Annotated in this window: 11 protein-coding genes; 9 read left to right on the forward strand and 2 right to left on the reverse strand. The window is 39.9% G+C overall.

The genetic code is table 11. The features are described 5' to 3' along the window. Positions 1 to 3: 3 nt before the first annotated feature. Entirely contained in the window at positions 4 to 159 is a 156-nt protein-coding gene (locus CL176_RS12140) for a hypothetical protein (protein WP_162890740.1), read from the reverse strand. 698 nt (positions 160 to 857) lie between these two features. Continuing rightward, on the reverse strand, positions 858 to 2,132 hold the full coding sequence (locus CL176_RS00440; RefSeq protein WP_118989542.1) for an ABC transporter substrate-binding protein: 1,275 nt from the start codon (positions 2,130 to 2,132) through the stop codon (positions 858 to 860). A gap of 842 nt (positions 2,133 to 2,974) precedes the next feature. Between CL176_RS00440 and CL176_RS00445 the strand changes: the two genes are divergently transcribed. The 9 genes from CL176_RS00445 (at position 2,975) to pflA (ending at position 13,315) form a co-directional block, all read left to right on the forward strand. Next, entirely contained in the window at positions 2,975 to 3,994 is a 1,020-nt protein-coding gene (locus CL176_RS00445; RefSeq protein WP_118989543.1) for a BMP family lipoprotein, read from the forward strand. Continuing rightward, entirely contained in the window at positions 3,991 to 4,824 is an 834-nt protein-coding gene (locus CL176_RS00450; protein WP_118989544.1) for a metallophosphoesterase family protein, read from the forward strand. Before CL176_RS00445 ends, CL176_RS00450 begins: the two co-directional genes overlap by 4 nt. Positions 4,825 to 4,837: 13 nt before the next feature. Next, complete coding sequence (locus CL176_RS00455) at positions 4,838 to 5,716, forward strand: carbohydrate ABC transporter permease (RefSeq protein WP_118989545.1); 879 nt, start codon at positions 4,838 to 4,840, stop codon at positions 5,714 to 5,716. Further along, positions 5,706 to 6,533, forward strand: a complete 828-nt coding sequence (locus CL176_RS00460) for a carbohydrate ABC transporter permease (protein WP_118989546.1) — start codon at positions 5,706 to 5,708, stop codon at positions 6,531 to 6,533. The genes CL176_RS00455 and CL176_RS00460 overlap by 11 nt, the downstream gene beginning before the upstream one ends. Before the next feature lie 10 nt (positions 6,534 to 6,543). Beyond that, a complete protein-coding gene (locus CL176_RS00465) occupies positions 6,544 to 7,674 on the forward strand; it encodes an ABC transporter ATP-binding protein (protein WP_118989547.1) in 1,131 nt (376 codons plus the stop codon). 17 nt (positions 7,675 to 7,691) lie between these two features. Continuing rightward, positions 7,692 to 8,969 carry an extracellular solute-binding protein gene (locus CL176_RS00470; protein ID WP_118989548.1) on the forward strand — a complete coding sequence of 426 codons (1,278 nt, stop codon included), beginning with the start codon at positions 7,692 to 7,694 and terminating at the stop codon, positions 8,967 to 8,969. A 141-nt stretch (positions 8,970 to 9,110) separates the two neighbouring features. Next, a complete protein-coding gene (fba, locus tag CL176_RS00475; protein ID WP_118989549.1) occupies positions 9,111 to 9,974 on the forward strand; it encodes a class II fructose-1,6-bisphosphate aldolase in 864 nt (287 codons plus the stop codon). Between the two features lie 324 nt (positions 9,975 to 10,298). Next, entirely contained in the window at positions 10,299 to 12,527 is a 2,229-nt protein-coding gene (gene pflB / locus CL176_RS00480) for a formate C-acetyltransferase (protein WP_118991533.1), read from the forward strand. A 17-nt stretch (positions 12,528 to 12,544) separates the two neighbouring features. Next, positions 12,545 to 13,315: a pyruvate formate-lyase-activating protein gene (pflA, locus tag CL176_RS00485; protein WP_118989550.1), complete on the forward strand. Its 771-nt coding sequence runs from the start codon at positions 12,545 to 12,547 to the stop codon at positions 13,313 to 13,315. The last annotated feature ends 311 nt before the right edge of the window (positions 13,316 to 13,626 follow it).

The following is a 13,626-nucleotide window of genomic DNA, read 5'->3' on the forward strand; positions in this document are numbered from 1 at the left end:
TTCTTACTTACGTTTCTTAACTAACTTGTTGTAACCAAAGATAAGTAAACCAATACATACAACTCCAATTAGTGTTGGCACCCAGAAGTCCTTTACACTTTGTAGTGCATTTTCCCAGTTCACATTTCCAAAATCTTTTACTTTTAACATTAAATTCATTTCATACATCTCCTTATTTCTCTTTATACTTAAATGATATATTTTCTCCTGATGACAAAAATGAGTAATTAGTGCAAAGCTTTCTAAATCCCAAATTTCTGAGTTTTTTGTAAGCTACAGATCAAGAAACAGAAAACGTCTTCTATATCAACGTTTTTTAGATTCATTGCAATTTATATAGCTCATAAACTTTATACGCTACATAAATATCTGTTTTTCTATATTTATTTTCATAAAGCTTATGTGCTAACGAAACCAAATTTCAAACTCCTAGCGCCGCATTTTTAGGATGACCTGGCACACATCGAATCGTTGCAGCTTTGCTGCTTACGAGTCGAGTAGCCAGGCAAGCCTGAAAACTTCGGAGAAGGTTGAAGGCGTGCTAACGCAGCGCTAGGAGTTTGAAATTTGGTTTAGTATGCACAAATGCTGTAGCCTATAATAAAGTACAGGAATTTAGGTTTAAAGAAATAAACACTTAAAAGTCGTACGGGATGGAGTGAATCTTCCTGTGCGGCTTTTATTGTAGGTTGGCCTTAGTGCGTATGTGTTTGAAAAGAGAAATTGTTGGCTAAGTAAAGCGGTAATACATATATCTTTGCGGTAGGTTTATTAAATCTACATAATCCAAAAACACGCGCAAGGCATCCCACCAAAAGGGGACCTTGCGCGTGTTGCTCGGTTTTAAGCTGAAGTGCTTAGTTAATTAAAGCATTGATTTCGTCTTGGGTTGCAGGAACTTCTGTTGCAACGTCTCCGCCATTTAAGACTGTGTCGCGTAGATCAATTAATAATTGCTCTGCGTTTAGACCAGAATCTCCAGGGAATGGTGCCCATGGAACCATGTATTGCAGTGAGTTATAGGCAGCAGAGAAGATTGGGTCTTCTGTAAGTACAGTCGCAAGATCAGCGTTTTCAGTCGCATCCTTTGTTGCTGGTACGTAACCAGTTCCTTCTGACCATAAGGCAACATTATTTGGTTCGTACAAGTATTTGATGAATTTCATAGCTGCTTCTTGTTGTTCTGGTTCTTGAGCAGTAACGACAAGCATAGATCCACCTGCAGGTAATTTCTGTTCGTGACCTTCGAAAGCAGGAGATTCTACAGCAACGGCTTCAAATTGTCCGTTTGACGTAACGTTGGTACGTTGTGCAATAGTCATGTGAGCCATACCAACTTCACCAGAGATAAATGCTTGTTGACCTTGGTCGTTAGGTACGTGTAGGGCGCTACCTTCATTAACCATGTCTTGGTAGAATTGGTAAGTTGCTTGACCTTGCTCATCAGCAAAAGCAGCTTGACCATCTTTAAGAATTTGCGAACCGTTAGATTCAATCATCGCTTGAATGTTCCAGTTATCCGCATGTTCGGCGATGTATAAGCCTTCATAATCGGTGTTTTCCACGATTTGATTAGCAGCTTCGCGAACAGCTTCCCACGTAGTTAAGCTTTCAGCATCTACGCCTGCTTCATTTAAGATATCCATGTTCAAGTAAAGTACAGGAACTGATAGTGAATAAGGTAAACCAACTTGTGAGCCTTCGTTGCTCGTTGCTAGTGCAAAGATGTTATCTTCGAATTTATCAGTTAAGTAGTTAGCATCATCTGGGAATGAAGCAACGATAATATCTTGAGGTTGTGTGAAGGCAAAGTTATTGGCGAAATATTCGCGGTAAGACCAGCCGATTTGAACTAAAGCAGGAGTGTTACCAGCAGCTGCTTGTGTTTGCAGGTTTTGCATTAAACCTTGATACATACCCTCATTGTAAACTGCGCGAACTTCTACTTCGTCTTGAGAAGCATTGAATTCTTCAACCAATTGGTTAACAGCTTGACCACCTTGAGTATCTGCATTTGGATGCCAATATTCGATTTGTACTTTATCTTGCGCGCTAGCGATAGGTGCTGTAGCAGGCATAACCGCTCCAGCTAATGCTAAAGCCGCTGCAGCAACTTTAATAAATTTCTTCATATAAATCCTCCTATTTTTAGCGAAATGCTTTTATATATGCGACGACGTCTGCAATCCCATGGAAATCCTTGATGCTGTAGCTAACGTTCTACTACGGTAGAGCTGAAAGACATACCAAATGATGAGTCATTTGTACTAGGAAGTTAAACTTCCTGATTAGTATACGGGAAATAAGCGTTAAATAGACTCAGGTGATATCGATGCCAGTAATAAATATTGATATACCTTCGCAATTTAACGGGCTCACTTAATTTTATAGGTCGTCAGCTTATCATAGTAGCCACGTTTCACTACTTGCAATAAATCTTAGATTTCATTTTAAGTATAGCCTCAGTTTGTTTAGTTATCGTAAATATAATGTAATTTTTATGTAAAGGTACTTATACAGCGCGTCTACACAAGTCATTTTGCGTAAAGGTAGGTATCAAGGACATCAGAAACCATAAGCACAATTTATATACTGGTAAGTTTGAGTAAACATGCTGGTTTCACTAAGTATATTCAAGGATGAAATGATACCTGACTAGCAATAGAAAAGATAAATAGATACTTTTTACTTGTAAAAGAAGGAAGATAATTATTCGCTAATTCGTAAGCTTTAAGAAAGAGACAAATATAGTTATCTCTATACATATTTTTTACAAGATATTTACACTAAATTTACAATCGATAAGTATACTGTTGGCATACGTAAAACGTTGGGAGTGACGTGTATCGAAGAGGATGAGGAATAGATTTAAGGATGGCAAACGCTAAATGACAGAGATATTCTGAACAAATTGAGCGTTGGGAACCAGATTGGTGTATCTGGGTTCTTTTTTGTAAAGAAGAAGGAGGGTTTTATGAAAAAGACATTATTAGCAGCGGGTGCCTTAGTATTATTAGCGCCTTTCGCTACAGCGGCTGCAGAGGAAGATTTCAGCCTCGTATTAATTGCGGAGCCTCAAGGCGTGAATAAGTATGTAGATGTAGCCTTAGAAGGATTAGAGGGAGTTCGTCTAGAACATGGTTTAACGGAAGAACAAGTAACCTATGTTGAGACAATCAACCAAGGGGCGGCCATGGGAAATGTTCAAGAAGCAATTGGACAGTACGAATATATCTCTTTGATTGGTAATATTTCTGAGCATGTTGTTGAGACTTTCGCGCAAGAGTTTCCGGAGCAAAAGTTTCTGCTGATTGATGGCCATGTTGAAGCAGATAATGTTATTTCGGTTGACTTTAAAGACTATGAAGCAGCTTTCTTAGCTGGTTTGGCAGCTGGTAACGAGACAGAAGTAGACAAAATTGGCTTTGTTGCTAGCTGGGACGAAGAGGTAGCAGCAGAGTTTGAAACAGCCTTTAGAACAGGGGTTCAAATTGCCAATGAAGATGCTGAGATTATCGTTCATTCGGTTGAGAATGTTGATGACATTGAAGGAGCTCGTCAAGCGACCCATGAGATGTTTGAGCAAGGCGTTGATGTAATTTACACCGCAGCTTCTAGACCAAATAAAGGGGTTTTTGAAGCGGGGCAAGAGATTAAACGTGAAGACCCTAATCATCTATTCTGGATTATCGGTTCAGATGTAGACCAAATTGATGAAGGTATTTATGTGAAGGAAAACGGAGACGAAGGTAACTTTGCTTTAACATCTACTATTAAACGCTACAACCGTACTATTGAACGCTTTGTTGGTCGCTTAGCAGCGGGTGAAGAAATTGAAGCAGGCATTCATGAGTTAGGTATTTATGAAGAGCAAGTGGATATCCTGAAGGGTCAATTGGAAGACGATACCTATGATTTAGTTGATGAATATCGTAGTCAGATTTTAGACGGAGAATTGGAAGTACAAGATCTGATTGATGAGGCTAATTTATGAAATTAAGCATTGTCGGTGATATGCACTACTCGTCCAATTTTCGGGGAGTTGAAGCTTATGAAGAGACTAGGGAGCTTTATTTCAGGCAAGTCTTCAGTGAATGGTTTGACATGACGTGTGATTTCCATGTGTCGATTGGTGATTTGACGAATATGGGCACAGAGGAAGAGTTTACTGAAGTGCTTGGATTAATACAAGCGTATGATTATCAGCAAGACTTTCAATTAGTGATAGGAAATCACGATGCTTATTCTTTGCCGAAGGATGCGATTCAAGACTGTATCCAGCAGCCGCTCTATGGCAAATTGTACGAGGATGAAAGCTACTGTATCTTAAAGATTGATACCAATCGCGTCATGGATAAAGTGGACTATAGTGGCACTTTATCACTGGAACAATTGGAATGGTTAGCTCAAGAAGTGCCCCAGCATAAAGGGCAAACTTTGATTATTCTAGCCCACCATCCGGTCTATCGTACGACTTATTGGTCTGATAATATCCTATATGCGATTGATCCTAATTTGCCGATTCAAGAAATTCTGAATCAGCACCAAGGGCAGGGAATATATGTCAATGGGCATACGCACGCCGATAGTATTGTCGAGCAAGGGCAATGGCTCTATGTGCAAATTGCTAATTTCTATGATCAGCCTTATTTTCGAAGTATTGAAATAGATTCAAGGCAAATTAAAATCGAAGCAATTCCTTTGTCTAAATACTATCAACAACTAGGCATATGGCTCGGTGCTAACACTGACTATTTCGCTTTAAATAAACGTGGATACCAAGGAGAGCATCACCGGAATTTTACAAAGATTCTCGGTGCTTAAGGAGGTTTTATGAGTGAAGAACAATAACGTCAAAACGTTTTTATATCTTTTACCAGCAATTGTTATATTCGGTATTTTTGTATTCTACCCAGTGGCGTATACCATTTACTTGAGCTTTTTTGATTGGAATATGATTAGTCCGCAGAAAGACTTTGTTGGTTTTGAAAATTATATCAATGTATTTACAGATCCTGAGACTATACAGGTGCTTAAGAATACATTGTTCTACATCATTGTCTTAGTTCTAATGAACTTTGTTGTGCCATATATTATGGCCTTCTGCTTACATTTCCTAGTGCCTAAATTTAGGGATTTCTTTAAATCGGCCTTCTTCTTACCGTCATTTATCTCAATGGTGGTAGGTTCGATTGTCTATAACTGGATACTAAATCCAACGTCGGGACCGATTGCGAAATTACTCGGTTTCATCGGTATGAGCTTGCCGAACTGGAGTGTATCAGAGAGCTTAGTTATTCTGGTAATTTGTTACATTACTGCGTGGAAAGTATTCGGCTATAACTTCATCACCTTGTATGCAGACATCTCAGGGGTGGATGGAGAAGTCATTGAAAGTGCTCGTTTAGATAATGTACCAACTTGGCGAATCTTCAAAGATATTGTAGCACCGATGACATCATCAACAGGTCTTTATACATTGATTATGGCAATCGTTACCGGCTTGCAATATGTATACACACCTATTTCAAACTTGACCCAAGGTGGACCGGCTGGAGCTTCATCTAACTTGATTTATGAATCCTATCATAACGCCTTTATCTTGTTTGATATAGGAACGTCAGCAGCCTTATCTGTTGTAACATTGATTATCTTTGTTATCCTACTTTTCATTCAAATGAGAGTTACGGAGAGAGGAGTTTACTATGCAAACTAAAGTTACCGCTAGTAATCGCATTTGGTTAATTATCTTTATCTTATTTACCATTATTTGGTTATTCCCGGTTGTCTTTGCTTTAGGTACTTCTTTTAGACCTTTGCAAGACATCTACAATAACGTATTGAATATTATTCCTTTAAGTCCAACAATTGAAAACTACAAAACGCTTTTCCAACGTTTGCCGATGGCTCAAATTACATTGAATACGGCCATAATTGCTACAACTGCTACGGTACTAAAGTTAGTGACATCTTTCTTAGCCGCGTATGCTTTTGTGTACTTTGATTTCAAAGGGAAGAACGTAGTGTACTTTATCTTTCTTTCCACAATCTTTGTACCATTTACTGTAACCATGTTGCCTAGCTACTTATTGCTTTCTAAGATGGGTCTTAACAATAACATCTTTGGTGTTATCTTCCCTCAAATAGCGGATGCAGCAGGAATTATGCTTTTAAATCAAGCGATGCGTAATATACCTTATTCACTGATTGAGGTGGCTCATTTAGATAATATTGGCGATTGGCGCATTATTAAGGATATTATCCTACCGCTTATTCAACCACAACTCACATCAACGGGTATTTGGTTCTTTGTCAACTCATGGAATGAGTTTGTGTGGCCATCTTTAATCTTACGTACAGAAGAGAACTACACTCTACCTCTAGCCTTACAAATGTTTATGTCGGCTGAAGGTGGAACGGACTTTGGGGTAGCGATGGCGGTATCTGTTGTAACAATGAGTATTCCGTTACTGCTATACATCATCTTCCAGAAACGTATTATTGGAACCTTTACAGCATCTGGCATTAAATAGGAGGACAGAGATGACAACAATTACTTTAGATAACTTAAAGAAGGCCTATGGCGAAACAGTAATCATGGAGGATATGAACTTCACTATTAATAGTGGTGAGCGCCTTGTATTATTAGGACCTTCTGGTTGCGGGAAATCTACCATTTTACGGATGATTGCCGGCATTGAAGAAATTACTTCAGGGGAAATGCGTTTTAATGACGCAGTTATTAACGATGTAACGCCAGGTGAGCGTAACGTGGCAATGGTATTCCAAAACTATGCCCTATACCCACATATGACAGTTGAAGAAAATATTACCTATGGCTTACGGGTAAATAAGGTTCCTGAAGAACGTATTCGGGAACGTTTCGAGGAAGTCATTGACGCGTTAGACTTGCGTAAATATTTAGAGCGTAAGCCGGCAGAACTTTCCGGTGGTCAGCGTCAACGGGTTGCCTTAGCCCGGGCAACAGTGAAAGATTCATCTGTCTTCTTATTAGATGAGCCTTTATCTAACTTGGATGCGCAACTACGTGTATCTGCCCGTGAATCCTTAACAGATATTCATGAAAGATACGGTCAAACAATCGTTTACGTAACCCACGATCAAACCGAAGCGATGACATTTGGTGACCGGATTGCTCTCTTAAACTTTGGTGAATTGCAAATGATTGATACACCAGAGAATATTTATCATAAACCAGCGAACATCTTTACTGCTCGCTTTATTGGTAACCCACCAATGAATGTATTGGAGAATAGCCGTTATGCTGAAGGCCAAATCATTATAGGTAGCCAAGGTGTTGAGATTGCACCAAGCTGGGTTGATTATATTAATACCCATGCAAATGGTCAGGCTCTTTATGTAGGTATTCGTCCTGAAAATATTGGTGTTTCCTTAACAGATACTCAAAATACCTTAAGGGGGGTGGTTCGCAATATAGAAAACCAGGGTTCCAACTATGCGAATTACATTGATCTTGAAGGCGAGATAATCTGTGCTGTAACAGACAGACGTGTTGCTGAAGTTGGTGATACAGTTTACTTGACGCTCGATAACGCACGGATTTCATTCTTTGAACAGAATTCAACGAATAATATTGGTTATCCAGTAGATATTGAAGCAACAATTGAAAAAATTACAGGCATTCACGCCTAAGCATAAAGGAGAAAAGTATGTACAAGCAATTGATTAAGAAAACTGCCTTAACGTTAGCTGCTGCGGGAGCATTTATGAGTGCATTTGCTGTTGATGCAAATGCTCAAACGAAAATCGAATACTGGCACGGCAATGCTGAAACCCAAGGTGGAGGTGCTTTGAATGACTTAGTTAAGAAATTCAATGAATCTCAAGACGAAGTCGTTGTTGAGCCAATCTTCCACGAAGGGTTATATGTTGGTTTAATGCAAAGCCTTCAAACTCAAGCTGCAACAGGTGAATATCCAGCTGTTGTACAAATTGGGTGGGCTTACCGTGAATACTTTGCAACGAACTTCCCATTCACTGCCCCTGAGACTTTATTAGAAGAAGTTGGTGCAGACACAGGCTTCCTTGAAGCGAAATTCCCTGAACCAATGCTTAACTTAGCGCGCAACTTCGAAGGAGACTTATTAGGTTTCCCTTACTCTGTATCTACAGCGGTTGTTTACGTTAACACTGAATTGTGTGAAGAAGCGGGCGTTGATTATGAAGCCATTGAAACGTGGGAAGACCTGTATGCAGCAGCTGCTCAAGTTACAGAAGCAACTGGTAAATACGGTCTATACACTACAGAATCTAATGACAACTGGTCAACTCAACAATATGTTGAAACATACGGTGGCGAGACTGTAACCCAAGAAGGTACAGCTAACTTCGCAACTGAAGAAGGAATTCAAGCAGTTCAAGATTGGGCTGATGGGATTGCAGAAGGTTATGTAATGCATGCCGCAACAGATGAAGGGCATCAATCTTTCATCTCTGGTGATGTTGCTTTCTTAAACACAACCATTGCTCAACGTAAGAACGTATCAGATAATGCTGCGTTTGAAGCGGTAGCCATTGAATTGCCTTCACGTAACGACGGAAGCGGTGAGCGCGCTGTCCCAGCAGGTGGTTCGATGTTAGCTGTTACAGGCCAAGACCAAGAACAAAAAGAAGCTGCTTGGAAATTCATCGAATTCTTATACCAACCAGAAAACATCGCGGCTTGGACAGCAGGTACAGGTTACCTTCCGCCAACCACAGATGCAACTGAGAATACTGATTTGAAAGACTTAATTGATAACGATCAAATGTTCCAAACATCGTATGCTCATATGGATGACTTGGTAGCCTTTGCGTCATTCCCTGGTAACCAAGGCCTGCAAGCTTCAGATGTGTACCGTGATGCACGTGATAAGATTTTAAATGGTGCAGCTGCAGCGGATGTATTCCCAGCTACACAAGAAGAAATCAATGAGATGATCCAATAATAGGAATCTGGACCACCCCCTACTTTTAGGAGGTGGTTTTTATGAAATTAGGCATCCCTTTATTAAGTCTAGCTTTTTCTTTCACATTAACGTATAATAAATCATGTAATACCTTGAAAAAATTGAAGGAGGAATTCAATTATGAGTCGCACTCGTTTAGTGAACATGACAGCAATGTTGAACAAAGCGAAAGAGGAAGGTTATGCCGTAGGTCAATTTAACATTAATAACTTAGAATGGACTCAAGCCGTTCTACAAGCAGCTCAAGAAAGCAACTCGCCAATTATCTTAGGTGTGTCTGAAGGTGCAGGTAAATATATGGGTGGACCAGCTGTCGTTGCAGCCATGGTTAATGCCTTATTAGAAACGATGGATATTACTGTTCCTGTAGCACTTCACTTAGACCATGGTTCATCTTTCGAAACAGTTAAAGAAGCAATCGATGCGGGTTATTCTTCTGTAATGATTGATGGTTCCCATGATCCAATCGACGATAACATTGAATTATCGAAAAAAGTAGTAGAATACGCTCATCCACGTGGTGTCTCCGTTGAAGCGGAAGTTGGAACAGTTGGTGGCGAAGAAGATGGCGTGATTGGTGGCGTTCAATACGCGGACTTAGATGAATGTGTTCGTATGGTTAACGAAGCTGGCGTAGATGCATTAGCTGCTGCTTTAGGTTCTGTACACGGAACTTACGATGGCGAACCTAAATTAGGTTTCGATGAAATGCAAGCAATCTCTGAAGCAACAGGTGCGCCACTTGTACTTCATGGTGGTTCTGGTATTCCTGAGCATCAAATTAAGAAAGCAATTGAGCGTGGCCATGCTAAAATTAACGTTAACACTGAGTTACAACAACAATGGACTGCAGCAGTTCGCGAGAAATTGAACTCTGATGACAAGGTATATGACCCACGTAAAGTTATTGCACCTGGTAAAGATGCAATCGTTAAGATCACTAAAGAAACAATGGACATGTTTGGTTCAACAAACAAAGCGTAAGTCTTTTGTGAATGACACACAGATAGAACAGCTTCGTTAGCTGTTCTATTTTTTTGCCTATAAATGAAACAGTAAAAAGCAACTGTTTCAAACACAGATTCTAACCTGTTTATAATGTTAAAGGCTTACAAGACTGTACCTATCGAGTTTGAGGAAATAGAATAAAAATAATTTATATTTTTATGTATATTTTAGTTGAAAACGATAACAGTTTGTAGTAAACTGTACCTGTGAGTAGGTGAGCTAAATTTGTGACATGTCTACTGTATTAAAATTTTACAAGGAGGCCATTGTTTAATGGAGAAAACTAGAGTTGCTCAAGGAATTAATCCTTGGGAAGGATTTAAAGGTTCTAAATGGCAAGAAGAAATTAATGTTAGAGACTTTATTCAAGAAAACTATTCATTGTACGAAGGTGACGAGTCCTTCTTAGAAGGCCCAACGCAAGATACCGTTGAATTATGGAATCAAGTAATGGACTTAAGTAAGCAAGAACGTGAAGCTGGCGGTGTATTAGATATGGATACGAAAGTTGTATCAACTATTACATCACACGGTCCTGGTTATCTTAATAAAGATAAAGAACGCATTGTTGGTTTCCAAACGGACAAACCATTTAAACGTGGCTTGCAACCTTTCGGTGGTATTCGTATGTCTGTTCAAGCAGCTCATTCTTATGGCTATGAGATTGATGAAGAAGTAGAACATATCTTTACTGAATACCGCAAGACTCATAACCAAGGTGTATTTGATGTTTATACACCAGAAATGCGTGCTGCACGTCGCTCAGGCGTTATTACTGGTCTGCCAGATGCTTACGGACGTGGACGTATTATTGGTGATTACCGTCGTGTTGCGTTATACGGTGTTGCTCGTTTAATGGAAGAGAAACAAAAAGACTTTGCTAACATTGGTAACGGTCAAATGTCTGAAGATATTATTCGGGCACGTGAAGAAGTAAGTGAACAATACCGTGCCTTGCAAGAGCTAATCGAACTAGGTAATATCTACGGTGTAGACTTAAGCCGTCCAGCTGAGAACGCTCAAGAAGCTTTCCAATGGCTATACTTAGGTTACTTAGCAGCAATCAAACAACAGAATGGTGCAGCAATGTCCTTAGGACGTACGTCTACATTCTTGGATATCTATATCGAGCGTGACTTAGAAAACGGTAAGTTAACTGAGAAAGAAGCGCAAGAATTGGTTGACCATTTCGTCATGAAGTTACGTCTGGTTAAATTTGCTCGGACACCAGATTATAATGAACTATTCTCTGGCGACCCAACTTGGGTAACAGAGTCTATCGGTGGGGTAGGAATCGATGGACGTCCACTTGTGACGAAAAACTCATTCCGCTTCTTACATACATTGACAAACTTAGGTCCAGCACCTGAACCAAACTTAACAATCTTATGGTCACCAGCTTTACCGCAAGAATTCAAACGTTATGCTGCGAAGATGTCGATTGAATCTTCAGCTATCCAATACGAAAACGATGAAGTAATGCGTCCAATTTACGGTGATGATTACGCCATTGCTTGCTGTGTGTCAGCGATGGAAGTTGGTAAGCAAATGCAATTCTTCGGTGCCCGTGCTAACCTTGCTAAAGCATTGACTTATGCGATTAACGGTGGGGTTGACGAAATGTCAGGCGATCAAGTAGGACCGAAATACCGAGCAATTGAGTCTGAATACTTAGACTACAATGAAGTAATGGAGAAATACGATGACATGCTAGAGTGGTTAGCAGGCTTGTATGTTAATACATTAAATGTTATTCACTATATGCATGACAAGTATAGCTATGAAAGTATTGAAATGGCTCTACATGACACAAATGTTAAACGTACCATGGCAACTGGTATTGCCGGATTCTCTGTAGCGGTTGACTCACTTTCAGCCATTAAATATGCGAAAGTTAAAGCAATCCGTAATGAAGAAGGTCTAGTGGTGGATTATGAAGTTGAAGGCGACTTCCCTAAATATGGTAACAATGATGACCGTGTTGATGATATCGCTGTAAATTTACTGAAAGCTTTCATGACGAAAGTTAAGAAACACCCAACTTACCGTGGTGCAACACATACAACATCTATCTTAACGATTACGTCAAATGTTGTATATGGTAAGAAGACAGGTAATACGCCAGATGGCCGTCGTGCAGGTGAGCCATTTGCTCCAGGTGCAAACCCAATGCATGGTCGTGATACGCACGGAGCCCTAGCAAGCTTGCTTTCTGTTGCGAAATTACCATACGAATATTCACTTGATGGAATTTCTAATACCTTCTCAATCGTTCCTAAAGCGCTTGGTAAGGATGAATCGACACAGAAAGATAACCTTGTGAACATGTTAGATGGTTATGCTAAGGAAGGTGGACACCACTTAAACGTAAACGTGTTCAACCGTGATACCTTACTTGATGCGATGGAGCATCCAGAAGAATATCCACAATTAACCATTCGTGTATCAGGCTACGCTGTAAACTTCATTAAATTAACGCGTGAACAACAATTAGATGTTATTAACCGTACGATGCATAGTTCTATGTAAGAAACGAGGCGAAGTCCATGCAGACAACTGAATCACCCGTGATTGGTAACGTTCATTCGACTGAGAGTTTTGGCTCAGTTGACGGACCAGGCATTCGCTTTATCACGTTTATGCAGGGCTGTCGTCTACGTTGTCAATTTTGTCACAATCCAGATACTTGGAAATTAACCGGAGGAACCCCCTACACACCCCAAGAGCTCTTCGAGGAAGCTATTCGTTATCGAAGTTTCTGGGGAAACTCTGGGGGGGTCACGGTTAGTGGCGGCGAACCTATGTTGCAAATCGATTTTCTGATTGAATATTTTAAGTTGTGTCACGAGCACGGTATCCATACAACCCTTGATACATGTGGTGGACCCTTTACTTTTGAAGAACCTTTCTTTAGTAAGTTTGAAGAGTTGATGAAATATACAAGCTTGATTCTTTTCGATATTAAGCATATCGACTCCAAAGGGCATCAAAACCTCACAGGGGTACCAAATGAGAATATTATAGATATGGCTCACTACTTGTCTGATAATAAAATTCCTGTTTGGATTCGTCATGTACTTGTGCCGACGTTGACCGATTACGATGAGTATTTAATTCGCTTAGGTGATTTTGTAGAAACATTAGACAATGTCCGCAAATTTGAAGTGCTTCCCTATCACAAGTTGGGGGTCTATAAGTACGAAGCTTTAGGCATTAAATACCGGCTTGCCGGTGTGGAGCCTCCGACAGAAGATCGTGTTGAGAATGCGAATCGTTTGTTAAGAACTGCTAATTATACTGGTTATTTGGAAGACTAAGAGAAGCAGGTAGGCCTAGTGGCTTGCCTGTTTTTTTGAACTTGACAGCAAGATTTATAAATTATAGAATGGTAACATATATATTAGAATACGATGAAGAGAAGAGTAGTTTAACGTTTCTCGCGACAGAGATTTCTGGGTGGTGAGACAGAAAGGAGAGCGTTAGGTGAAGATGAGCTTGGAGTATTTGGTAAGTGAAAGCTTATCAGACGTTTGGCAGGCGATACACTGCATGTCTTTTTATGAGACAGTGAGATACATGCTGTGAAGCAGGTATGAATTCGGGTGGTAACACGTATAAACGTCCCAAA

It is taken from the genome of Suicoccus acidiformans, assembly GCF_003546865.1.
GTDB lineage: Bacteria > Bacillota > Bacilli > Lactobacillales > Aerococcaceae > Suicoccus > Suicoccus acidiformans.

What these genes read in the sequence shown, in the direction of transcription:
- CL176_RS00440 (WP_118989542.1), bottom strand. Translation starts at nt 2,132, where the DNA reads ATGAAGAAATTTATTAAAGTTGCTGCAGCGGCTTTAGCATTAGCTGGA.
- CL176_RS00450 (WP_118989544.1), top strand. Translation starts at nt 3,991, where the DNA reads ATGAAATTAAGCATTGTCGGTGATATGCACTACTCGTCCAATTTTCGG.
- CL176_RS00460 (WP_118989546.1), top strand. Translation starts at nt 5,706, where the DNA reads ATGCAAACTAAAGTTACCGCTAGTAATCGCATTTGGTTAATTATCTTT.
- CL176_RS00465 (WP_118989547.1), top strand. Translation starts at nt 6,544, where the DNA reads ATGACAACAATTACTTTAGATAACTTAAAGAAGGCCTATGGCGAAACA.
- CL176_RS00445 (WP_118989543.1), top strand. Translation starts at nt 2,975, where the DNA reads ATGAAAAAGACATTATTAGCAGCGGGTGCCTTAGTATTATTAGCGCCT.
- CL176_RS00470 (WP_118989548.1), top strand. Translation starts at nt 7,692, where the DNA reads ATGTACAAGCAATTGATTAAGAAAACTGCCTTAACGTTAGCTGCTGCG.
- CL176_RS12140 (WP_162890740.1), bottom strand. Translation starts at nt 159, where the DNA reads ATGAATTTAATGTTAAAAGTAAAAGATTTTGGAAATGTGAACTGGGAA.
- fba (WP_118989549.1), top strand. Translation starts at nt 9,111, where the DNA reads ATGAGTCGCACTCGTTTAGTGAACATGACAGCAATGTTGAACAAAGCG.
- pflA (WP_118989550.1), top strand. Translation starts at nt 12,545, where the DNA reads ATGCAGACAACTGAATCACCCGTGATTGGTAACGTTCATTCGACTGAG.